Genomic DNA, 25,633 nt, shown 5'->3' on the forward strand with positions numbered 1-25,633 from the left:
ATATATCTATTAGATATATCCTCTAAATTATTATATTAGTCCAATACGTATACTGTAACGTCTTGGCGACCAAAGTCCATAGCCTCACCATAAGAGTCCATTACAAGGTCGATTTTATTACCCACAATAGCACCACCTGTATCGGCTGCAATAGCTTCACCGTAACCAGGAATAAATAAACGTGTGCCTAATGGAATAACATCTGGGTCAACAGCTGCAATACCACGTACTGCAGGTACACCAGTAGCTGTAATACCAGCGCCATCACCATCGCCAGCAAGGTAAGCAGAAGCTTCCATTACAATAGCACGAGATGAGCGACCAGCTATATTACGAGATGTAGTCACTTCACGAGTACCTTCTTTAATAATAGTAGGTACCATTTCGCGTTGTGTTACTTTAGATACGTCATTTGTTTTAATAACCGTACCATTACTATATAATGTTTCACGTTGCACTCGCTCTAAACCAGGTTGGCCAACTTGAACAACCTCTTCTTCACCTTGTGCCATTGTATCATCTTTTTGTCGAATTACTTGAATAGCAATTTCTTGATCTACTGTGGACAAGGAGCGGCTTGTTACTTGTGCAATTGTAATATGTGTGCCACTTAATACAGAACCATTTGCATCACCTACTACGGCATAGTTAGGCATTTTAAAACCAAGTTCATTAGCAACGCCTTGTGCAGTTGTTTCTGTAGTGAAAACAGCTCTAGTCTTACCATTAACAGTTACATAAACTGGAATGGCACGTACAACAGTTAATGTTGTACCATTTTGAACAGATGCTGAGCTGGAAATAACTTTATCATTTGGATTTAATTTAACCCCAGCATCGCGTACGATACCTTCGTTAGAATTTAAATGTGTTCTAACAGTGTGTGCTGCACCATCTACCATAACGGTTACGGTTTTATCATTATAAGAAAAACCTGTCATAGTTACAGCTGTTACAATCAATCCTGCAACAACAGACGAAATATATCGTTTGTGTGTCTTATGAATTCTCATATTGTAATCCCTCCTGTAATGTAATTATTCTACTACAGATAGATATAACCTGTCAAACGCCGTAGGTTAACAATATGATATAAACACTTGTAAATGCTGGGTTTTAAGTTATTTTATTTTCTATATTTTTTATAAAAGTCCACTGCATACGTACATATCGATATTTTTAAATACTATACAATATATTCCGAATTGTGTACATATATACGATACCACTACTATATATAGTATGTTAGTTTTTTTTATAATATAAATTGTATTTTTATGTGTTTTTGAATTGTTACCAATTTTTTCTACACATCGCAAAACTTCATTTTTATCTCATTTTAAAAAATATATACATGTAAAAAAGCCTGTAAAAACAGGCTTTTTCACTATTATGAAAATGTATTAAAATTCATCATTCAACACTACGTGTGAATTTCATTATTAATTCATCTTAAACATTGGTTGTAAACGCTCAATTACGGTCATTGACTCCTTATGCTCATGGGCAATAGCCTCTTTCATAAGTTCTTCTTGAGCAGAAATCGGATGTTCTCGATCATTAATTTTACGATATGAACCATCGGCTCTCATAATATGAGCTTTTAAGGTATCTTCTAAATATAAATCCAATATATCTTTAACGCGCTCCTTATGTTGTTTATCTTCAATAGGAATCATAAGTTCTACACGTTCATTTAAATTTCTTGGCATCCAGTCTGCACTAGATAAGAATAGACTTTCATTTCCCCCATTTCGGAAATAAAATAGACGATGATGTTCCAAGAACCGTCCTACCACTGAACGTACCGTTATATTATCGCTGACACCGGCAATACCAGGTCTTAGTGTACAAATACCACGAACTATAAGATCTATGCGAACACCTGCAGCAGAGGCTTCATATAATTTAGCAATAACTTCTTTATCAAGCAAGGAATTCATTTTACCAATAATATATGCTTCTTCACCTTGTTTAGCGAATTCTATTTCACGGTCAATTAATTCCATTATTTTTTCCCGCAAATTTAAAGGGGCGACAATAAATTTATTCCAAATTGGAGGATCGGAATAGCCAGAAATTAAGTTAAAGAAACGAGATGCATCATCGCCATATTCATCGTTACACGTAAATATGCCACAGTCCGTATACATTCGAGCCGTCTTACCATTATAGTTACCTGTAGCTAAATGAACGTAACGTCTAATACCTGCATCCTCTCGGCGCACAACCATGGTAATCTTAGAATGAGTTTTAAGACCTTTCAAACCATAAATTACATGACAACCTGCCTTTTCTAAGCGGCGTGCCATATGGATATTATTCTCTTCATCAAAGCGTGCTTTAACCTCCATAAGTACGGTTACTTGCTTGCCATTATCCGCAGCCTTAATCAAGGATGCAATAATTGGAGAATCCCCACTTACGCGATACAAGGTTTGTTTAATAGCGAGCACATCTGGATCTGTAGCTGCTTGTGCAATAAATTGTTCTACTACAGCAAAAGACTCAAACGGATGGTGGACGAAAAGGTCTTGCTTTCCAATAACAGAAAATAGACTTTCACCTTCATGATTAACTAATTCACTAGGTAGTTTAGGTTCAAATGGTACATAACGAAGCTGGTCAAGGCCTGGATAGTTACAGAAATTAAAGTACATACGACAATCAAGATGACCATCTATACGGTATACATCCTTTGGTTCTAATTCAACACTGGTAAGCACAAAGTCTAATAAATTATCCTTTACCTCACCACACACCTCTAATCGTACCGCATCACCACGACGGCGACGACGCAAAGATGCCTCTACTTCCGATAGCAAATCCGTGGCTTCTTCTTCATCGATTTCTAAATCTGCATCACGAGTAATTCGAAACACCATATAATCTTCAATGCCATAACCTTGGAAAAACTGATTTGCGTAATATGTAATGACATCCTCTAGGTAAACGAATCGATGTTCCTTATACCCTCGACTTGGGATTTCAATAATACGATCGAGTACAGATGGAATTGGCAAGATAGCAATCTTATAATCCTTAGTACCATCTGGTTGTATTTGAAAGATACGCACAATAGCATTGATGGTATGATTTGTTAAAAATGGGAATGGATGACCAGAGTCAACGGCTAATGGCGTTACAACAGGATAGATATGTTCCTCAAAGTAATGACGTAACCAAGCTTTTGATTTTACATCTAACTGATCAGGTTTAATAAAATAGAAACCATATGATTCAAGCTCAGTCAGTACGTTGTTCAAATACGTACTTTGCATCGATACTAGACGTTGTACAGATTCATCAATAGCCTTTAATTGTGCCTTGGCATCCATATGAGCAGCATCGTACTTAACAATGCCATTCACAACTTGATGACGTAAACCAGCTACGCGAATCATAAAGAACTCATCTAAATTAGAGCTGGCAATGGCAATAAATCGGAGTCGTTCTAATAAAGGAGTATTTGTATCAATAGACTCTAATAGGACGCGCTGATTAAACTTTAACCAAGACAATTCACGATTAAAATAATACTTTGCATTATTGAACATGACAATCCCCTCCCCTTACTAGTACGATTTCCATACCAAATACCTCTGTAAAGTATTCAGAATCTCGATTAAAGGTCCACCATTCTAAGGAGATATCCTCATTAGTACGACAGAATACATATAGTACATTATCTCTTTCTTCCACTGTTACATCGGAGATTTTTTGATTGCTCCCCGCATCGAGTGCACAAGCAACACGAATAATTGCTACTAGCTTTGTAACCTGAATTTTTTGTAATTCTGTTAATGCATTGAAATACGCATCGTCATCATTTGGAGTTCCCTTGTAGTGGTAATATACAACATTAGCTACTACTTGTTTTTCTTCTTCTGAAAGCCCAAATATATCGGTTCCCATTACGATATGATACGCATGCTCTCCATGATTTCGTAAATTTACAAACTTGCCAACCGAGCAAAGAATGGCAGCTATACTACATAAATATCCCCATCGTTCTGGTAAGCCTTTATGGCGTAAAGCATCACAGAATAAAGCGCTAAACTTTTCTACCTCCGCATCATGAATACGGTCTGTATGATATCTTGCGGCCACAGCACGGGCTAACTGTGCATTTTGCTCCCGCAACTGATACATAAATGGATTATTCTCTGACTCTACCCCATAGAACCAACTAATGCCTTGAGAGAATGAAAAGCTACTAAAAATTAATGATTTCGGCCCTATAGCCGTAATAATTTCATTAAATAAAATCATGGTAGGCATTAAAATATTAGCCTTATATTCAGGTAATTTATAACGGTTCATCAACTTTGTTGCAGTTACACCATCAAAAGAATTAATAAGACCTTTAAATCGTTCTGGCTCAACAGTAATGATATCTTCTTTATTATTTTCTTGTCCCATTAAATGAGTCATATATTGCGCTTCGTCACCAGATAAGACAATACTATCAATATTAAAGGTTTGTAGTTCTTCACGGAGTGGTCCAATCATACGATGTAAATATTCCGTAATAGCCCTTGGAAATGATATAGAAGATCGTTGATTTCGATTAAATGACTCCATAACACGTAAGGAACCACTATGCATATTGCGTTGGAACAGTAAGCTTTCACCTCGCCAAACTGTTAAACCGACCCCACCAGATGTAATATCTAAGAATAATGTAGCCTTTGTAGGATTAGTCAGATGGTATTGATGTGTCATCTTGTAATATAGCAAGGCGTATTTGTAATATACCTCTTTCGGCATATCGATGACCTCAACACGCATCCCTGTTTGAATATAAATTTGGTCTAAAATACTACGACGATTAGTAGCCTCACGTATTACTGTCGTACCATATAGTTTGGAACGAGTCACGCCATAATCGGCCATTAATTGTTTATATCCTTTTAAAATATGACAGATTTCTTCAATTGTTTTAAAACTCAACCGAGAGGTTTGAAATAATTCTTCCCCAAAGGTTACTTCTCGCGCTGCATAATCGATAACACGTACGTCGTCTATGCCTTTATATTCTAATATGGTAATGCTCATGCTACTGGAGCCCACATGTAACACCGCATATCGTAATGCTTTTGGTAATGCCATTATGCCTCCTTACGAGATTCATGCCACTCTATTTCTAATGTTTTCTCAAATTCCTTTTTGAAAGATTTTGAAAGCTTTTCTACAGCAGTTTTTGTGACACTTACATCGCGACCCTCTAGGTAAAATACCTTTATAACTACACTCGTATATTTAATATTTACCTCTAACCGCTTAATAAATTGTTCATGACTTTCATCAAGAGCCTCTGCTATGGCTAAAATAATGGAAAGTTTTTGCCCTAATAAGCGTTGCTCTTGATCTAATAATTTACCATATAAGAAATTTTTATATTCCTTTGGCGTCAATCCATGAGAGTTCATCACTAAAAATGCACTAAAAGCTTGTTCCACATGGGAAATACCATATAAATTACTATTAACTAACATGTAACAACCATGGCGGGCATGACTATAATAGTTAACACGTTTGCCTATATCATGCAATAATCCCGCTGCGATTAAGCATCGTCTAAAATTCTTATCCGCCTTATGAAGTGGCTCTAATGCATCATACAAAGTGGTAGCTAATTTCGTAATATACTTAGCATGCACTAGCTCATGCTTTGTCATACTTAGCAGCACATTTTCTGCAGAGTGGACTAAAATATCGTCGATAATTGAATTTCCACCTAAATAATTCTCTCCATAATAATCATAAAACAAACCTTCCCGTAAACCGCAACCGCCCACAACGAGTGTCTTAGTATTTACATAGTTAAATAGTTCATCCACTATAGTAAGCCCTGCAATGATAATATCTGCACGGTCCGATGATAAACCACTAATTTTTTTACGAGCCTCTAAGGATTTACCTTTTACATCTTCCAAGATTTCGTGAAATCTATGATATGGTAGTTCATAATTATGTAGTTTCGTAATAGGATATGATAGCTTACGTTGATCTATTTTAGCAATATTACGAGCTGTACCACCTATACCTAATAGAGGTAGTTTTATATTTTGAAGCCACGTATGTTCCTTAATGGTTTTCTTTACGGCCTTCGTCATCTTTTCTAGTTCTTTAGGAGTATACTCATCACCTTTTTGATAGGTTCCTGTTAAAGTTAGAGCCCCTATAGGTAAGCTAACAGCTTTCACGATATGTCGATTTTTTACTAGCGTTACCTCTGTACTAGCACCACCTAAGTCAAAGATAATAAAATCTTTGAGCCCAATCGTATTAATAACCCCAAGGAACCCAAGGCGAGCCTCTTCTTCACCAGCAATACATTCTAAATTAAGACCAGTTCGTTCTTTTACAGCTTTAATAAAAGCATCTCCATTTTTAGCTAGACGTACTGCAGCCGTAGCAACAGCTTTTATGGTATCTACCCCCATAGCATCCGCCATGTGAACAAAGCCTTTTAATGCGCGTAAAGAACGCTCCATTGCCTCTTTAGTTAACTCATGAGTGCCCCACATATTTTCACTTAAGCGGACGCTTTCTTTCTCTTGATATATGAGTCGATAACTACCGGTCTTAGAAATCTCATAAATGACAAAACGAACGGAGTTGGATCCTAAATCTATAAATGCAATACGTTTCATGCTACTAACCTCGACTTACTATAGTTCAGTATGAATATACTTAAGTATACCATAGAAAAACGCGATTCTCACCGCAAAGGGAGAATCGCGTTTTATAATTTATTATTCTAGTTATACTTGGTGTATTTTGTAATATCTAATACTGAAGCTCTTAGAATCTGACCAATATTATTTACTAACATACATGATTACGAGCATTCAAGTTATTTAATACCAAATACATGTTTACCATTATTATAGGCAATCTCTGAAAACTCATCAACATCAATGCCTTTAAGACTTGCAATCTCTTCTGCTACAAATTGAGTCTTACTAGGATCGTTGCGGCGACCTCTAAATGGAGGTGGCGTCAAATATGGTGAATCTGTTTCAATAAGTATTCTATCTAAGGGTACTTGACGAGCTACTTCCTTAAGATTAGTAGACTTAGGAAATACAACAGGACCAGCAAAGGAAATGTAGAATCCTAATTTAATAGCTTCTTTTGCCATTTCCCAACTGCCAGAATAGCAGTGAAAAATCCCCCAGTTATCCTTACCTTCATTGCGTAAGATATTCATAATATCGCCATGTGCATCGCGATCATGAATGATGATTGGTAAATCTACTTCACGAGCGAGTTCTAATTGACGAATGAATACCCGTTTCTGTGTTTCACGGTCAGAAAAATCATAATAATAATCTAATCCGATTTCACCGATAGCGCGGACCTTATCGTTGTTAAGGGCTTGATCCTTATAGAACTCGTAGTCTTCTTCTGTAAAATCTTTTGACTCATGAGGATGTGTGCCTACAGCAGCATATAAACGATCATACTGTTTTGCTAAAGCTAGTCCTGATTCAACAGTACCTCTATCTACCCCTGGAATCATAATGTATTCTACGCCAGCATCAAAGCAGGCTTGTAACATCTCATCGCGGTCATTATCAAAACGACCGTCATTCACATGAGCATGTGTATCAAAGAGTTTCATTATTTAACCACACTTCCTGCTGGTAATGATTCGATATTTGTTACTTCTAAATGTTCTTCCCAATCAGATGCAGACAAAATCATGCCATAAGACTCGATGCCCATCATCTTCTTAGGAGCCAAGTTAGACAAGTAAATTACCTTTTTGCCAACCATAGTTTCTGGTTCGTAATATTGAGAAATACCACTTAATACTGTGCGCTCTTCAATGCCGATATCCAATACAAACTTCAATAATTTCTTGGACTTAGGAACCTTTTCACAGCTTACAACTTTTGCTACTCGAAGATCAAGTTTTTCGAAGTCATCGTACGTAATATTTTCTTTCAATGGTGGAATATTAGATGTGTCTACAGAGTTTTCAACTTCCTCTTTAGCAACCACTTCTACCATTTCCGGAATTTCAAAACGTGGATAGATAGGATCGCCTTTTACAACCTTTGTACCTGTTGGCAATGCGCCCCAAGTTTTAGCATCTTCTAATGTAGCTTCACCAAAACCAGGAATACCTAATTGATCCCAGATTTTCGGAGCACCTACAGGGATAACAGGGCTTACTAAGATAGCGATGATGCGCAAGGCTTCCGCTAAGTGATACATAGCGGATTGAAGACGAGCTTTATCATGAGCATCTTCTGATTTAGCCAATACCCAAGGCATTGTTTCATCAATGTATTTATTCATGCGACCAATAAATGCCCATACGGATTTAATCGCTTTATTAAGCTCCATGTTTTCCATGGCCGCTTCAAAATCTTTTGCCGTTTGAACAGCCAATGTGGAAACATCACGATCCAAATCATCCATATCATCACATTTTGTAATCACACCGCCATGGTATTTTTCAATCATAGCAATGGTACGATTCAATAAGTTACCTAAGTCGTTAGATAAGTCAGCATTGATCTTTGTAACGAAATTAGGCAATGTGAAGTTACCATCATTGCCAAGCGTAATTTCACTTAATAAGTAATAACGCAAGGAATCTGCACCATAGGTATCAATCAATGGTATTGGGTCGATAACATTTCCCAAAGATTTACTCATCTTTGTGCCGTCAACGATCATCCAGCCGTGACCAAATACCTTTTTAGGTAATGGCAACTCAAGGCTCATGAGCATCATAGGCCAAATAATAGTATGGAAACGAACGATTTCTTTACCTACTAAATGGAGATCTGCTGGCCAGTATTTTTTGTATAATTCACCATCCCCATCAAATGGAGAGAGTGCACTAATATAGTTTACTAATGCATCGAACCAAACATACACAACATGTTTAGGATCGAATGGCACCTTGATCCCCCAGTCAAAGGATGTACGAGAAACAGCCAAGTCTTCAAGACCTTGTTTTACGAATTGGATCATTTCATTACGACGAGATTCAGGTTGAATGAAATCAGGGTTCTCTTCGATGAATTTCAACCATTGATCTGTATATTTACCGAGTTTAAAGAAATAGCTTTCCTCTTTAACCTTCTCTACAGGGCGACCGCAATCTGGGCAAGTATGGTTTTCACCAAGTTTTTGCTCAGTCCAGAATGTTTCGCATGGTGTACAGTACCAACCTTCATATTCAGCCTTGTATATATCGCCTTTTTCATAAGCTTTTGTGAAGAGCTCTTGTACTACCTTCTCATGGCGTTCATCAGTAGTACGAATAAAGTCATCATTGGAAATATGCATCTTTTCCCATAAGGCTTTGAAACCATTTACGATATTAGTCGTGTATTCTAAAGGTGTAATACCTTGCGCTTCCGCAGCGCGTTGAATTTTTTGACCATGTTCATCAGAACCAGTCAAGAATCGTACATCATAACCAGCTAAGCGTTTGAAACGAGCAATCGTATCGGCTACAGATGTACAGTACGTATGACCAATGTGCAACTTAGCACTTGGATAATAAATTGGTGTCGTAATATAATACGTTTTTTTTGTGTCTCCCATGATGAGCCTCCTTCTAACCTTCGAATGGGAAGGTTTAACGTTCTACAATATTATATACATCCCGGCGGGAAACGTTAAATCGCTTTGCCACCTGGCGAATTGCTTCTTTTTTAGGTACCCCTGTTTCTACAAGGTCTTGTACAGCATCTACATACGATACTGGTTCATCCGAAACTTCACTAGTATCAGACTCTACTGTATCAGCACCACCTACAATGAGGACGAATTCCCCTTTATACGTGAGTTGTTCCAAATCATTTACAAGGCTCTCTAAATCGGTGCGTACAAAGGTTTCAAACTTCTTTGTCAATTCCCTTGCCACCGTGATAGATCGATTGCCAAAGGCTTCATACATATCTTGTAAGACTTCTTGCAAACGATGAGGTGCTTCATAAAACATCAACGTTCCCGTTACTTGTGAAAGTCGCCGTAGTTCTTCAATCCGATGTTTGCCCCGTTTAGGTAAGAATCCGGCAAAAGCAAAGGATTTAGTATCTAAGCCTGATGCAATAAGCGCTGTTAATGCCGCATTAGCACCTGGCAGTGGTACCACCGTTATACCTTCTTCAATAGCTTTTGTTACTAGGTCAGCCCCTGGATCAGATATAGCCGGCATACCTGCATCACTAACGCAAGCAATAGACTGTCCCTCTAATAAAAGCTCAATAATATAAGCACCTTTTTCCTCCTTATTATGTTCATGATAAGAAATCAAAGGCTTCTTAATGTCAAAATGTTTTAATAATATGCCTGTATGGCGCGTATCTTCGGCAGCGATAGCATCTACTTCACCTAAGATACGAACTGCCCGATAGGTCATATCTTCTAAATTACCTATTGGTGTAGGCACTAAATATAAGATGCCCCATTCGTTATCGTTCATACCAAGAGGACACCTCCTTTGTGTACACATTAGGCTTCTCATAAACGATTAGTGGTGGCTCTAACACAAGACCAGCCTGACCTTGATAGAGAGCCTCTATTAGTACAAGTTTCGCAGGTTTATCTATCATACCGTGAATAAAGCGAATTCGCTTAGCTTGAAAGTTAGCTATTTCCAGTTCATGCAGCACATATTGTAAGCGACTAGCACTATAAATCATCCACAAACGACCTTTACACTTGATAAAGGACTGTACAGCGTTCAAAACTTCTTGTAACGATGTATGTTTATCATGAAGAGCTACCGCTCTTTCATCAGAAGTGGGCTTTGCACCGCTTTCATAATCATAAAAAGGAGGATTTACAATAACACCATCAAAAGGCTTGTCTTGTACATCCCGATACGACATATGACGATAATCGCCACATAATATCGTTACCTTATCTTGTTTATGATTGTATTCCACACTACGTTGAGCCAACTCAATGATAGTCTTATTTATATCAATGCCCGTTATATGGCCCGCTCCTAATGACGTACCAATGAGTGGCATAACACCCGTTCCCGTGCCTAGATCAACATAGGTATGACGACCGTTAAAATGGCAAAAGTGAATGAGCGCAATAGCGTCAAAGGAAAAGCGAAACATATCAGTACGCTGATAAAGCTGTAAGCCATCTATAATTAAATCATCAAGTCGTTCTTGATCATTCATCAGGCAATGCCACCTCGGACCATTTCAAATCAATGGTGCGACCTGCTTCAAGCTGTACCTTTACAGTATGCTTGTGATGATTTACCTTCAAGACCTTACCAATGCCTTCATCGGTGACGACCTCCTTACCAATACCTGGAGGAGCCACATCTTGAGGAGCTTGAGGGCGTTCCTTCTTCACATATAGATCGCCACCTTTTTTATACAAATCATCTTCGTAATTGAGGCAGCACATCAAACGACCACAAACACCAGAAATCTTCGTAGGGTTTAGGCTCAAGTTTTGATCCTTAGCCATACGAATCGAAACAGGTGTAAAATCACCTAAAAAATTAGAACAGCATAAAGGTCTACCACAAGCGCCGATACCATTTAAAACCTTAGCCTCATCGCGGACACCGACTTGACGCAACTCAATGCGCGTTCTAAATACTGTTGCTAAATCCTTAACAAGCTCACGGAAGTCAATACGACCATCAGCGGTAAAGAAAAATATAATCTTATTCATATCAAATGTGTATTCCACATTGATAAGTTTCATAGGTAACTTACGTTTTTCGATTTTTTCGAGACAAATATCAAAGGCTTTTTCTTCGCGCTCTTTATTCTTCTCAATTTGTTTTAAGTCCTTTGGTGTCGCCTTTCTAATAACTGGCTTAACAGGAGCTACAACAGTATCTTCAAAGACCTCTTTTGGTCCTATCACAACTGTACCGTATTCAACGCCACGTGCCGTTTCAACGATAACCCCATCACCAACGGATAGTTCTAATTGTTCAGGCAGAAAATAATAAATCTTCCCAGCCTTTTTAAAGCGTACGCCAACTATGGTTAGCATTTAATCCTCCTCCCGAGCATCATGAAGGGCGATACTAAGACCGTCCACCACGAGAGCGGTTTTTATATGTAAACGCAAAGCCCGTTCCGCTTGCAATGTTTCAGTAATGACCTGAGACAATGCTTGCATAGACCAGCGCGGTAATAATCGTAATAATTGAGTTTTGTACATAGGTACTTGTAATTGTCCGTCTTGAGCCCCCATTTTAAGAGTCATCATATCTCTACTTACAAGACGTAACCAATGCATCAATTCTGTTAGACTTTCACGAGGTAAACTTTCACAAGCTAGAGAAATCATAGAAAACCATCGTTTTTCAAAGGCCAGAATATCCATTACCTTAACAGCTAACTCTAGCATCTCAATACGACCTTGAGTGGCCAGTTTCTCCACTAATTCTGGATTGCCGTGACCAGCTAACAGAGCTTGTTCTATATCACCGGTAACCCCTCGTGCTACGAGAGCCTTCCGAATCGTATCTACATCAACACTGTTAAAACCAACGCCCATACATCTTGAAACGATGGTCGGCAATACGGTGTTAATTTTATTCGTAATAATAATGAAATATACCTGTTCTGGCGGTTCTTCAATGGTTTTTAACATAGCATTTGCCATGACTGCGTTAGCCGTATGAAAGTCCTCCACAATAACTACGCGGTTACCATTCCCGGACACAGACAGATGGTCTTGCAATAAGGAATACCACTGTTCCACCTTTAAGGTCGTCTTCATAGGACGAATCCAAAAGGCATCGCCCTTATCCATATAGATAGGCAAACCTTCTGCTTCAATACGTTTTTCAGTCTCACCATTAGCAAGACGTGCTTCTTTAACGTCAGCTAAATACGATTCTCCCTTGGGTCGAGAGAATACTTGACGTCCTAATAATAAGGATGCCAAACCGATTGCCATATCTAGCTTACCAAGACCTGCTTCACCATAAAACAAAAGGCTATGTGGCAATGCATTGCGACTTACAAGTTCCGATAGGTGTGCCTTGATCGAATCTTGACCAATTATAGAATCAAAATATGTCATAGCCCCTCCTATCAATACATGCTCAATATTAATATTATATAAGAAAAAGGCGACTTTTAAAAGAGTCGCCCTATCCTAAGGTAGTAGATTTACTACTGCTTGATATACATCGTTATGAATTTCTTCAATGGTACGCAATGCATATTGACTAGAATCATCTTTTGTGGCACAAGGAATTCGGTGCCATTGATAGCGTTCTACTAGCTCTTCATAAGCATCGTGAACAGCTACTAAATATTGATGATTTCCTTCGTGAATATCTCCTGTATTACCGCCCGTTTTACCAGTACGTTCAGCCATTAAGGCTTCACTCACTTCAAGCGGCATATCTAATAGACATACCGCATCAGGTGTAGGCAATCCAAACTTTTTAAATTCAAAGTCTTCAAGCCAATCTAAAAATGCAGTACGTTCCTTTGGGTTATCGTATTTTACCATTTGGTGCACCATATTAGACGTCGTATAACGATCTGCAATGATAATCCCCCCATTCTTATAGAACTCTTCCCAATCAGTTCTAAAGGATGCAAAGCGGTCGATAGCATACATAGAGCTTGCCACATAAGGGTTTACATCATGTACATCTTTGCCAAATTCACCGGCTAAATACATTTTGATAGGCATAGCAGCGCCACTATCATAGTTTGGGAAGCTTACAGATTTAACTGCATGCCCTTCTTTGGTTAAGCGTTCTACTAATAATTTAGTTTGCGTAGCCTTACCACTACCATCTCCGCCTTCTAATATGATTAAAGTCCCCATAATTACTCCTGTAACACCCAGATTGTTTCTAATGTCATATCATCGGCCCCATTTGGTACATACCCTAGAGCCTTCCGATTCTCTATATATTGTAACACAGAGGAGCTAATCTCTTCACCTACCGCCACACAAGGAATCCCTGGTGGATAATAAGCTATAGTCTCCCCAGCAATACGATGTAATGCGTCACGTAACGGAACCTGCTCACGATGAGCATACATAGCATTGCGAGGTGTTACACGCACAATAGGTTTTGGTAGCAATGAAGAATCTTTACTAAGATTTTCTGCATTCTCCACCACGTTACTATTAGCTACTTTAGATGTATGTAATATCGTATCACTTATAGCTTGTACTGCTTGAATGAGGGACGTTACAGACTCTTTTGTATCGCCAATAGTAATGAGCACTAACACATGGTGCGCTTGCACTAACTCTACCTCAATACAATGATCTCTCAACATCCGTTCAAACTCAATACCTGTCAGTCCAAGTGCTTTAGCATCAATTAGTACTTTTGTACAATCATAGTTTACTACTCGTTCTTGAATGTCTATATATTCCATAGTAGTAATACCTGAAATCTTATTGAGCTCATTACGCAAATATAGGCTCAATTCTACGGTTCGACTTATTAGCGCCTTACCTTCAGTGGCTAATTGATGACGCGCCATATCTAAAGAGGCAAGGAATATGTAATTGGGACTAGTGCTTTGTAGCATTTGATGCATTTGCGTAATGCGACGCTGATTGATTTTATCCCCTTGGCCTAATAACCAAGAGGTTTGCGTCAAAGAGCCTACCGATTTATGCGTGCTTTGTGCCACTAAGTCTGCACCTGCCGCAATGGCTTCAACAGGTAAATTTTCTGAAAATGGTAAATGAGGTCCGTGCGCTTCATCAACAAGAACAACCATCCCTCGTTTATGCGCTTCTTTTACGATCTTTACAATATCTACACCTACACCATAATAGTTTGGATACACTAAGAGAATCGCCTTAGCCTCTGGATGGGCCTCCATGGTTCTAACTGCATCTTCTAAAGATACACCTAAAGGTATGCCCCATCGCTCATTAAACTGACAATCCATATAGACAGGCTTTGCACCAGATAAGACTAAACCGCTTATAACAGAGCGATGCGCTTCACGAGGAATAATGATTGTTTCATCGGGACCTACAGTCCCCATAATCATAGCTTCGATCAAGGCCGTGGTGCCATTGATGGAAAACCAACAGTGATCAGCACCATATAACTCAGCTGTTAAGTCTTGTGCTTCCTTTAATGCCCCTTCCGGTTCATGTAAGTCATCTAAGGCATACATAACCCCTAAATCATATGGCAAAGCAGGTCCCATCCAGTCTTTTAGTAACTGAGGCGCTTCAACACCAATCTTATGACCAGGTGTATGAAAAGGCACAAAATGTTGTTCCTTATATGATTCTAAAGCCTCTACAAAAGGCATTCTTTTTTGATTACTCATAATTACCTCGTAAAAAGGGCATGAATCTCCATGAGACTCATGCCCTTATGCATGTATTTATTGATGTGGCCGACGTTTAGGATTGAATTGATTCATTCCCTTGTCGATGCCCACCTCTAAGGTTCCTAATACAGCTTTTGCCGCATCCTTGATACCCTTTTGCACCTTCTCTTGATTTTCTTCACTAAATGGTGCTAACACGTGGTCAATAACAGTCCATTGCGGTAACGGACGTCCAATTCCTACGCGGAACCGAGGAAAGTTTTCTGTTCCTATATGAGAAATTAACGATTTGATTCCATTATGCCCACCAGAACTACCATTTGGTCGAATACGCAATTTGCCTACCGGTAAATCCATATCATCATAAATGCAATACACATCAGATGGATCAATCTTATAGTACCGCATCAACGGACCTACGGACTCGCCACTTGCATTCATAAATGTTTGAGGCTTTACAAGCAATACTTTTTCACCAGCTACGTTAATACTGCATACCTCGGCCTTTTGTTCCTCTCTCCAAGGAGTGTGAGAAACGCTATCCGCAATGGCATCGATGACCATAAATCCAATATTATGTTTTGTCGCTTCATATTGCTTGCCTGGGTTACCAAGGCCTACTACTAACTTCAAAAATCACCTATTATTTATCAAATAAATTACTTACTGAAACTTCGTGAAAGATACGCATAATTGCTTCGCCCAATAATGGAGCTACAGATAATTGCATTATATTAGGCAATTTGCAATTTTCAGGTAATGGCATTGTATTTGTTACGATAAGCTCTTTAATATTAGAATTTGCAATACGTTCACTTGCTGGGTCTGTCAAAACAGCATGGGTAACAGCAGCCATAACGGATTTTGCACCAAACGCTTCTAATGCTTTAGCACCTTCTACAAGGGAACCTGCTGTATCTACAATATCATCAACAATGATGCAGTTTTTACCTTTCACATCGCCGATTAAATTCATAACCTTAGCCACGCCTGGTTCAGGACGTTTCTTTTCAATAATGGCAATTGGAGCACCAATGCGGTCAGCCAAATCACGAGCTCTTGTAACACCGCCAAGATCTGGAGATACTACAATAACATCTTCAAGATTTTTTTCATTAATGTATTTAGCTAAAATGGATGCACCATATAAATGATCTACTGGCACATCGAAGAAGCCTTGAATTTGACCTGCATGCAAGTCAATTGTTACAAGACGTGTAATACCAGAAGTTTGCATTAAGTTTGCTACTAATTTTGCAGTAATTGGTTCACGACCACGAGTTTTGCGGTCTTGGCGAGCATAACCGTAGTAAGGAACTACAGCTGTAATATGACGAGCAGAAGCACGTTTTAACGCATCAGCCATAACCATTAATTCCATTAAATTATCATTTACAGGATAGCTAGTTGGTTGAATGATAAATACATCTTTGCCACGTACGCTTTCATCAATCATAATTTGTACTTCGCCATTATTAAAGCGACCTACAAATGCTTCACCTAAAGGCAAACCTAAATAATCACAAATTTCCTTTGCCAATGCAGGATTCGCATTACCTGTGAAAATTTTAAGTTTTTTGCCGTCTTCAAATGCCATTTTGTTACCCTTTCATTTGTTCCTATATTGGTTACTTATCCATAATCATCCATTACAGATACACACTATTGCCTTTTTATTGTATACTATTTTGCCCAAATTGTGTTAAAAAATTATAATATTTTTTTATTTCTTTTTGAAAGTATCGTCTGTTACCCAGTTTTCTTTCACAATTTGCTTGCTACGGCCCACTGCTAACGCCTTATCTGGTACATTTTTAGTAATAGTAGAACCTGCTCCTACATAACTATAATTACCTACTGTTACAGGAGCTACTAAGTTACTATTACAGCCTACGAAAGCACCATCGCCAATGGTCGTACGATGTTTAACTTTACCATCGTAGTTTACAGTAATCGTACCACAACCAATATTAACACCGGCCCCTACATCGCTATCGCCGATATAGGAAAGATGAGGGAACTTAGTTCCTTCTCCAACATTAGAATTTTTCACCTCTACGAAGTTGCCTACATGAACCTTGTTGCCTAGTACAGTATTTGGACGTAAGTGAACATATGGACCAACATCTACACCATCTTTAACTTCGCAGTCATGACCATAAGTAAAGTGGATAATCGTATCGTTACCAACTTTCACATTTGTTAAACGAGTATGTGGACCAATTTCACAACGCTCACCAATTACAGTATCGCCTTCAAGTATTGTACCAGGATGTAAGATTGTATCGGCCCCTACTGTCACCTCTGGAGCTACGTAAATATTTGCTGGATCGATAATTGTTACACCGGCTGTCATTAATTCAACATTTTTACGGTGTTTTAAAATAGCCTCAGCTTCAGCTAATTGCAAGCGAGAGTTTACACCTAGAGACTCTTCAAAGTCTTTAGTCATATAAGCGCTTACTGTATCGCCACCATTTACAAGAATACCAACTACATCCGTGATATACAATTCACCTTGCGCATTATCGTCAGATAATTGATCTAAGCAAGGCCATAATTTTTTGCTATCAAAAGCATACATACCAGTATTTACTTCTTGGACAGCTAACTCTTCTGGCTTACCATCTTTTTGTTCTACGATGCGAACTACGGAACCTGCTTCATTACGAATAATACGACCATAACCAGTTGGGTCAGGCATATGTGCTGTTAAAATCGTAGCAGCTGCACCAGAGTTTTTATGCTCCTCTAAAAGAGCTTCTAAGCTTTTCTTTGTAACGAGTGGCGTATCACCACACAATAATAAGATTGTACCATCATAATCGCCAAGCACTGGTTGAGCCATTTTTACGGCATGCCCTGTACCATTTTGTTCTTCTTGGCGAACAAATTCAGCGCGATCACCCAAATAATTTTGTACCGCATCACCACCAAAACCTACGATAACCACATCGCGATTTGTACCGATTGACTGAACTGTTTCAAGAACGCGCTCTACCATAGCTTTGCCGCCAACCTTATGCAATACCTTTGGCAATTTAGATTTCATGCGCGTACCCTTACCAGCAGCTAAAATAAGGCTTGCAATATTCATAGTAATCTCCTATCTATTATCTCTTATATGTCTAACATTTTAATATTAATTACATTTTGTAACCTATTAGCCAATATTCAATATAAAACTATTATACTAGCCTATGATGTGCTTAATATTAATCTTTACTCTTCATCAAATACTGGTTCAATACTTATTTTCTTTGTATTTTCATCAATACCATAGAAGGTAAACAGTGATTCATAATCATCGATTAATTTTGGGTTTGGTTCTGCCGTTGCTACTAAAACACCGGTCCCCACAACAATGCCACTCATTTCAAGGACAAGCTCTTTTAAGCCCTTCGCAGTACCACCAGCTTTCATAAAATCATCGATAATCAAAACCCTAGCATTCGGTGGAATAGCGCGCTTAGTAAGGGTCATAGTTTGAATTCGACCAGAGGAGCCAGTTACATAGTTAATACTAATGGCCGAACCTTCAGTCACCTTACTATCACGACGAGCAATAACAAGAGGTTTATTGAAAGCTCGCGCTACCATGACAGCTAAGGGAATCCCCTTTGTTTCTACTGTCAAAATATAATCTGGATTGCGATCCATAAAGCGAGTCATAATAATTTCCCCAAGTCGAGTCATCACATGCCAGTCATAGAGAATATCAGACATATAAATAAAACCGCCAGGAATGATACGATCAGGCTCCATCAAACGAGCTTGTACATCTCGTAAAATATCATTGGCTTGAGAGCCTTTACGATGAGGAATAAATCGCACTCCACCAGCTACACCGGCTACAGTTTCTAAAGTGCCTAGCTGAAAGTGTTCCATAGACTGTCTTACACAGGTTAAATCTTCACTAACTGTAGATTTTGCCATGCCGAAGAAATCACAAAAATAATTTAAAGGAATCAATTTTTGCGGTGAATCAACTAACAATTTTGTCATTGCCACCATTCGTTCCACGCGCCGTACTTTATCCATAGAATTTCCTTTACCATTCATCATATAACCATTGATTATACTCATCTAATAAAAATCATGAGTTATCTCAAATATATCTTTTATTTATTATATCATAATTTCCGAATATTCGAGGTTATAAAAATACTATAATTCGGTAAAATAAAAACTCTCTAGTCTTTATATAATACTGTAAATTTAGACCATATAATCTATTACAATAATATATATTTACTAGAGAGTTTATATTATAAGACGTAAACTTTTACAGTTTGACGACCAAACTGTAATGCTTCAGAACGTGAATCGTAAGCTAAATCAATTCTATGACCTTTAATAGCACCACCAACATCGTCTGCTACAGCATAACCATATCCTTCAATGTATAATCTCGTACCTAATGGAATTAAATTAGGATCTACAGATACAATGCCCTTCTTTAAGCGACTACCAGTCGCTGTATAATTGCCATTTCCTGGGTCTTGAGCAGAATAAGCACTAGCTTGCATAGTTAAAACTCGAGAGTATTTATTCGGCACACCATCATGACTTAATTCTGTACCATGTCCACCATAACGAGTCTCCATCTTTTCTAAAGCATTCATTGTTGCAGGACCAACTCGCCCATCGACAGCGAGTCCCTTTGACTTTTGAAATTTTCGTACGGCTTGTTCTGTGTTATGACCATAAATGCCATCTACAGAATCATGCAAAAAACCTTGATGTTTTAACATTGTTTGGACCTTACTTACATGGTGCCCCCGTTGTCCCTTATCAATCGTTTTCGCCAATGATACAGAAGATACCATTGTAGTCATACAAACAAGCGTACATGCAATAATTATTTTTTTAACCATATACACCTCACCTTACATTAAGTAGTATACTATACAGTGTTAAATAATCTATAAACAATATTGAGATAGTAATACAAAAAATGCATGTATAATGCACTTTATTAACTACATATATATCATAGAAATCTAAGATACCAATGAAACAAAATCTCCATTATGGACTACTTTATCTAAGTAAAATGTAATTTAACATTAGATGTATGGGAGTCAATAATGGAGACTTTACTAATACTATTTAATTTTAGCAGTTATGATACAAACCAATATGGCACTCTTTACGATTAGCACCAACTATACGTAAGTATGTATAGCCTATAATTGCAGAAATAATAGAGCCGATTAATACCCCACCCTTAGCCATCTCTTGAGCATGACCTGGATTAAAAGCTAGAACGGAAACAAATATACTCATAGTAAAACCAATACCACATACAATGGATGTACCATAAATAAATTTCCAGTTAGCTTCTGCTGGCATAGGTACAATACCTAACTTAATCATGCCAAACATAGCACCAAAGATACCGATTTGTTTCCCTAAAATAAGACCTAAGGCAACGCCTAAAACAACTGGATGTGTTAAATCGGCTACACCAAATCCACCAAGACTTACACCGGCATTAAAGAAAGCAAAAATAGGAACAATAACAAAGCTTACCCAGTTAGATAAATAATGTTCCCAATGTTGCATTGGTCTAACATATTTACGACCAATCTTGCCCCGTTCAGGAATTGTCATCGCCAAGATTACGCCTGCCATTGTAGCATGTAAACCAGAACGAAGAATACAGTACCATAAAATTATACCAAGAATGATATAAGACAAAGATCTAACGTACCCAGACCGATTACAATAAATCAATAATCCCGTTACAACTACAGCACCGAATAAATAGAAAAGATTAAGATTTGCTGCGTAGAATATAGCAATAACAATGATGGCAATTAAGTCATCAATAACAGCTAAGGCTGTCAAAAATACTTTCATAGAGTTAGGAACTCTTGAGCCTAATGCAGTTATTACACCTATAGCAAAAGCAATATCTGTCGCAGTAGGAATAGCCCATCCATGAACGTAAACTTCACTAAATCCAGCCATAAGATAGTAAATAATAGCAGGTACTAATACACCAAATAATGCAGCAATACCTGGCATGATACGCTTAGCATTCGTATTAAGTTCGCCACTTACCAATTCACGTTTTACTTCTAATCCAACAAAGAGGAAAAAAATCGCCATTAATGCATCATTAACCCACTCCATCGTTGTTAATGGACCTAGTTTTAAATTAACCAGAGACATATATTGTGTTGCCAATGGAGAATTCGCTACGATTAATGCAATAAGTGTAGCTCCTAGTAAAACGGCAGTAGCCGAACCCGGAGAACGTAAAAGTACAAATATCCGTTCCATATGATTCCTTCCTAATATAATAAGTTCATTATTTGTTCTTAATAGATCTTATTTTGTAAGCCACAATTAAAACTATAGCACCTAATAAACCAGAAATAATAGATCCTATAAAGATACCAATTTTAGACATTTCTTGAGTTACACCAGGTGGAAATGCCAATGTAGCCACAAATAAGCTCATAGTAAAACCAATACCACAAACAATGGCTGTACCATAAACCTCTGGCCATGTTGTATTCGTAGGCATCTTGATAATTTTAGATTTAACTAAAACGAAAACAGCAGAAAAAATACCAAACTGTTTACCTAAAATAAGGCCTAATGAAACGCCTAGTACAACAGGATGGAATAGGTGATCTGCTGAAACATCAGCAAAGGATACACCAGCATTTAAGAAACTAAATAAAGGAATAATCAAAAAATTAACCCAATTTTTCAGTTTATCCGCCCATTTAAGCATAGGATATACTGTTTCACCATCAAGTTTACCTGTTGCAGGAATAGTCATAGCTAACACAACACCTGCAATGGTTGCATGAACACCAGACTTTAATACAAAGTACCAGAGAACTCCACCTAATACACCATATAATACAGGTCTAACATATCCCTGTTTATTAGTATACCACAATGCACCTGTAACGATAGCAGCACCAATCAAGTATGGAAAATCAACACCAGCACCATAAAAGATAGCTATAACAATAATAGCGATTAAATCATCTATAACCGCCAATGCAGAAAGAAATGCTTTCATAGCTTGTGATACACGCTTACCAAGCATCATAATAACACCTATGGCAAATGCAATATCAGTAGCTGTTGGAATCCCCCAACCATGAGTATACTCATGGACAGAACCAGCAATTAAGAAATACACTAAAGCTGGTGTCACAACGCCTGCAAAAGCAGCTAAAACAGGAAGCAGTCGTTTTGAGTTTGTATTTAGCTCACCTGAAATCATTTCAGATTTGATCTCTAACCCCACATATAAAAAGAAAAGAGCCATTAACCCATCATTTACCCATTCCAGTATATCCATAGGCCCCAAATATACGTGCATCAAGGAAAAATACTGTTCTGATAGTGGAGAATTTGCTGTAATAACACCAAGAATAGCGGCAAGTAAGAGCATAATACCGCCAGATGATTCAGACTGAATAAATGCCTTCATATGATTCATAGTAACTACCACTTTCTTTATTATAAATATAAATACAGATTTTCATACATAAAAACTATTTATTTAAATTAATTATATCATTTCATTTCGAAAATAATCAATGAACTAATGATGAAGCACGCTGATTAGATACATGAAGAATATAATAACTTAATGATTAAATCCTCTAATTAAAGAAATAAAAAATGCAACTAGAGGAATAGTTAAACAAATACCTGCTATAGTATTTGTAACTGGATTGGACCAAAGTGGCATAATAAATCCAAGTAATACACAGGTACCACAACAGATTGGTGTACGCCAAACATGTTTTATCTCAGCCGATACTTTAGATTCTGCAGCACTAGCTCTGACAAATTTCTTTTTAATAGTCATAATAATACCAGTCACAATGCCTACAATAAGAACAATATCCCAGATGGCCCATAATATTTTAAGAGCCATCGTATTATGATTATGAATATGGAGATTAATCATTGTAGTCATGCCCGTAAAATACCAGGGGATATTTTTTGTAGAATACATATCCTTAGTAGAATCAGTATATAAATTAGCATAGACTGGTTGGCCCAAGAACATAGCTGGATCATCATCATTTTCAGCACCTAAATAAAATGCATAATGATGATTATTAAATTTAGATGGATAATCTATAGATATAAGCTGACGATCTGGGTATGCTTTCATAATTCGAGAGATAGCTTCAGATGGTTGTAAAATGTCAGATTGACCAACTGAAAGTTCTTGCTTTGCAGTGTGTAGTACATCTGCATTATAGCTGTCATTAGCAATAAAAAATCCACCTATCCATACACCTGTAATACATAAGATAAATCCCCATACAGTAGCAACCATAGCAAATTCTCGGTGTAATGTACTTAATTTCATATAGTTAGACAATACAGTAGATTTGGCAAAGCTTTTACGAAATGGACCATATAAAAAAATACCAGAAATAATAGATAAACTACATATAAAAGATAAAACCGTTACAATATAAATTCCTGTTTTGCCAAGATCTAATCGAGTATGTAATTGGTGAAGCGTATGTAACACACTTCGAACCCAAGGATGTGCAGGCGTTTCATGATGCGTAGTAATAAGATCCTTTGTTTCAGGATTATATAATGCATAATCCCCTCCCATCCCCATACGCGCTGGAGGTGCTACAGTTGCAGAAGAATCAATAATACGATACCGTAAAATATGTGAAGCCCCCATAGCTGGAGAAATATTTAAAATATCCTTAGACGGATATTTTTCTTTCACTAATAGGGCACCTTCATCAGCATAATTAAAAATAGACACTTCTTGTTGGCTCATCGCCATTGATAACGAGGAATGATGTGACCCTCCTTGAGCCCATGCATTTAATTCAGTTCGGAACATGAGAATAAGCCCTGTAATACAGAACATTAAGAAAAAAAGCACAGAAACTATAGATAACCATTTATGGATTTTATAAATTTTTGACATACATATGCCTCCTTCCTCATTATTTTATACATCTATTCTTATATCAATACAATACAGCAACCACTATGGGTATAGAGTATATAAACAAGCTCCACTTGAATGTATATATTATAGTATGATACAATATGTACATCATGCGGGCGTAGTTCATCGGTAGAATGCGAGCTTCCCAAGCTTGAGAGGAGGGTTCGATTCCCTTCGCCCGCTCCATCTAAAGCTACTAACGTAATGGTTAGTATTTAGTATAAAATAATAAATTTAGAGCTGCTTAGGCAGCTCTTTTTTTTGTATATATACTAACTTTGTAAAAAGTAGTTATAAACAAAAATAAGCCTTGTGATTTTCTAATCATAGGGCTTATTTACTTACACAAATTTGGAGTTACTCAACTGATTAAGGGAATGATGCCTTAGGTGCTACAAATTAAGTTTTCACTTAAAACTAGTTTATTTACATAAATCTAAATTTCTCAGCTGCTATACGGTTTGATACCATAGGTGCTACGCACCGCGGTATCGGGTAGATACAATTAAAATTCTACCACTAGCCGCGGCTTCCGATCACACTCGCCCATGACGGTATTTAAAATAACCTTTTACTGTACGGTGCTAATTGTAGGGCTTCGTCGAACCTGATGCAATGGACGTATGCGTCGCATAGATCTAATTGCTTTTCGGTGGCCCTACTTGCTTCCTCACTGTGGATTTCCCTTCTCTGCTTCGCAGCTCGGTAAATCTTACGTTCGGAAGAAGGTGATGTGTGGGCCCCATGCGTCGCATAGATCTAATTACTTTTCGGTGGCCCTACTTGCTTCCTCACTGTGGATTTCCCTTCTCTGCTTCGCAGCTCGGTAAATCTTACGTTCGGAAGAAAGTGATGCAGTGAATCTGTCGTCGTTTCACTCCTCCATCTTCTACTGCCCTACTTTTCCCAGCTCCGTCTGACACGGATACATAGATAGATAATACTTGTACAACCTTGACTGGAGACGGCTCTAGAAGGAATTAGAATGTGCTCGTTAGAGCACAAAAATAGAGGGGCAACCCTTTAGGGTTGGCCCTCTATTTCGTTAATCAGCGAGTTCTCATGTACGGTTCTTCCATCCAGAATACTGGGTGTTCGTCGCTGTGGATGGCCTTATGTAGCTTCGCTACATGTCCATCTTACGCTCCGAACTAAGCGATGCAGTGAATCTGTCGTCATTTCATTCCTCCATCTTCTACTGCCCTGCTTACCAGGTACCCTGGGAGGATAGGAAGCCATACAACAAAAAAAGACACACCCACAGGTGTGCCTTTAGCTTAATCAGCGGCTTCCTATCCTCCCAGGCCGTCTCCAGCCAAGTACTTTCGGCGTTTATGAGCTTAACTACTGTGTT

20 protein-coding genes and 1 tRNA gene are annotated in these 25,633 nt (G+C 38.0%); 1 reads left to right on the forward strand and 20 read right to left on the reverse strand.

The window, feature by feature from the left end; all coding sequences use genetic code 11:
- Window positions 1–35: 35 nt before the first annotated feature.
- From ACWTVK_RS03775 to ACWTVK_RS03870, 20 genes are all read right to left on the reverse strand, one after another.
- Window positions 36–1,013, reverse strand: coding sequence for a 3D domain-containing protein (locus ACWTVK_RS03775; RefSeq protein ID WP_060924812.1), 978 nt, complete (start codon window positions 1,011–1,013; stop codon window positions 36–38).
- Between the two features lie 429 nt (window positions 1,014–1,442).
- Complete coding sequence (ppk1, locus tag ACWTVK_RS03780) at window positions 1,443–3,557, reverse strand: polyphosphate kinase 1 (protein WP_456045975.1); 2,115 nt, start codon at window positions 3,555–3,557, stop codon at window positions 1,443–1,445.
- Window positions 3,547–5,112 (reverse strand): Ppx/GppA phosphatase family protein, encoded by a 1,566-nt coding sequence (locus tag ACWTVK_RS03785; protein ID WP_456045976.1) that lies wholly within the window; start codon window positions 5,110–5,112, stop codon window positions 3,547–3,549. Before ACWTVK_RS03785 ends, ppk1 begins: the two co-directional genes overlap by 11 nt.
- A complete protein-coding gene (gene ppx, locus ACWTVK_RS03790; protein WP_303940064.1) occupies window positions 5,112–6,659 on the reverse strand; it encodes an exopolyphosphatase in 1,548 nt (515 codons plus the stop codon). The genes ACWTVK_RS03785 and ppx overlap by 1 nt, the downstream gene beginning before the upstream one ends.
- Before the next feature lie 203 nt (window positions 6,660–6,862).
- Window positions 6,863–7,633: a TatD family hydrolase gene (locus ACWTVK_RS03795; RefSeq protein ID WP_155086899.1), complete on the reverse strand. Its 771-nt coding sequence runs from the start codon at window positions 7,631–7,633 to the stop codon at window positions 6,863–6,865.
- Complete coding sequence (gene metG / locus ACWTVK_RS03800; protein ID WP_456045977.1) at window positions 7,633–9,579, reverse strand: methionine--tRNA ligase; 1,947 nt, start codon at window positions 9,577–9,579, stop codon at window positions 7,633–7,635. Before metG ends, ACWTVK_RS03795 begins: the two co-directional genes overlap by 1 nt.
- A gap of 34 nt (window positions 9,580–9,613) precedes the next feature.
- Window positions 9,614–10,462 (reverse strand): 16S rRNA (cytidine(1402)-2'-O)-methyltransferase, encoded by an 849-nt coding sequence (rsmI, locus tag ACWTVK_RS03805; protein WP_456045978.1) that lies wholly within the window; start codon window positions 10,460–10,462, stop codon window positions 9,614–9,616.
- Complete coding sequence (locus ACWTVK_RS03810) at window positions 10,452–11,177, reverse strand: tRNA1(Val) (adenine(37)-N6)-methyltransferase (RefSeq protein ID WP_303940060.1); 726 nt, start codon at window positions 11,175–11,177, stop codon at window positions 10,452–10,454. Before ACWTVK_RS03810 ends, rsmI begins: the two co-directional genes overlap by 11 nt.
- Window positions 11,170–12,015, reverse strand: coding sequence for a PSP1 domain-containing protein (locus ACWTVK_RS03815; RefSeq protein ID WP_024064291.1), 846 nt, complete (start codon window positions 12,013–12,015; stop codon window positions 11,170–11,172). The genes ACWTVK_RS03810 and ACWTVK_RS03815 overlap by 8 nt, the downstream gene beginning before the upstream one ends.
- On the reverse strand, window positions 12,016–13,056 hold the full coding sequence (locus tag ACWTVK_RS03820) for a DNA polymerase III subunit (protein WP_456045979.1): 1,041 nt from the start codon (window positions 13,054–13,056) through the stop codon (window positions 12,016–12,018).
- 75 nt (window positions 13,057–13,131) lie between these two features.
- Window positions 13,132–13,818 (reverse strand): dTMP kinase, encoded by a 687-nt coding sequence (locus tag ACWTVK_RS03825; protein WP_456045980.1) that lies wholly within the window; start codon window positions 13,816–13,818, stop codon window positions 13,132–13,134.
- 2 nt (window positions 13,819–13,820) lie between these two features.
- Window positions 13,821–15,302, reverse strand: a complete 1,482-nt coding sequence (locus ACWTVK_RS03830) for an aminotransferase class I/II-fold pyridoxal phosphate-dependent enzyme (protein WP_456045981.1) — start codon at window positions 15,300–15,302, stop codon at window positions 13,821–13,823.
- 57 nt (window positions 15,303–15,359) lie between these two features.
- The gene (gene pth, locus ACWTVK_RS03835; protein ID WP_456045982.1) at window positions 15,360–15,938 is read right to left on the reverse strand and encodes an aminoacyl-tRNA hydrolase; all 579 of its coding nucleotides are present in this window, start codon (window positions 15,936–15,938) and stop codon (window positions 15,360–15,362) included.
- 10 nt (window positions 15,939–15,948) lie between these two features.
- Window positions 15,949–16,902 carry a ribose-phosphate diphosphokinase gene (locus ACWTVK_RS03840; protein WP_456045983.1) on the reverse strand — a complete coding sequence of 318 codons (954 nt, stop codon included), beginning with the start codon at window positions 16,900–16,902 and terminating at the stop codon, window positions 15,949–15,951.
- 126 nt (window positions 16,903–17,028) lie between these two features.
- Window positions 17,029–18,402 carry a bifunctional UDP-N-acetylglucosamine diphosphorylase/glucosamine-1-phosphate N-acetyltransferase GlmU gene (gene glmU, locus ACWTVK_RS03845; RefSeq protein WP_456045984.1) on the reverse strand — a complete coding sequence of 458 codons (1,374 nt, stop codon included), beginning with the start codon at window positions 18,400–18,402 and terminating at the stop codon, window positions 17,029–17,031.
- A 125-nt stretch (window positions 18,403–18,527) separates the two neighbouring features.
- Window positions 18,528–19,346, reverse strand: a complete 819-nt coding sequence (purR, locus tag ACWTVK_RS03850) for a pur operon repressor (RefSeq protein WP_308512583.1) — start codon at window positions 19,344–19,346, stop codon at window positions 18,528–18,530.
- A 227-nt stretch (window positions 19,347–19,573) separates the two neighbouring features.
- Window positions 19,574–20,182, reverse strand: coding sequence for a peptidoglycan-binding protein (locus ACWTVK_RS03855; protein WP_456045985.1), 609 nt, complete (start codon window positions 20,180–20,182; stop codon window positions 19,574–19,576).
- Window positions 20,183–20,423: 241 nt separating this feature from the next.
- On the reverse strand, window positions 20,424–21,596 hold the full coding sequence (nhaA, locus tag ACWTVK_RS03860) for a Na+/H+ antiporter NhaA (protein ID WP_456045986.1): 1,173 nt from the start codon (window positions 21,594–21,596) through the stop codon (window positions 20,424–20,426).
- Window positions 21,597–21,624: 28 nt separating this feature from the next.
- Window positions 21,625–22,779 carry a Na+/H+ antiporter NhaA gene (gene nhaA / locus ACWTVK_RS03865; RefSeq protein WP_370815797.1) on the reverse strand — a complete coding sequence of 385 codons (1,155 nt, stop codon included), beginning with the start codon at window positions 22,777–22,779 and terminating at the stop codon, window positions 21,625–21,627.
- A 150-nt stretch (window positions 22,780–22,929) separates the two neighbouring features.
- Window positions 22,930–24,255: a PepSY-associated TM helix domain-containing protein gene (locus ACWTVK_RS03870; protein WP_456045987.1), complete on the reverse strand. Its 1,326-nt coding sequence runs from the start codon at window positions 24,253–24,255 to the stop codon at window positions 22,930–22,932.
- A gap of 136 nt (window positions 24,256–24,391) precedes the next feature.
- Between ACWTVK_RS03870 and ACWTVK_RS03875 the strand changes: the two genes are divergently transcribed.
- Window positions 24,392–24,465 (forward strand) — tRNA-Gly (locus tag ACWTVK_RS03875).
- The last annotated feature ends 1,168 nt before the right edge of the window (window positions 24,466–25,633 follow it).

The organism is Veillonella sp. Ser01 (assembly GCF_053850375.1).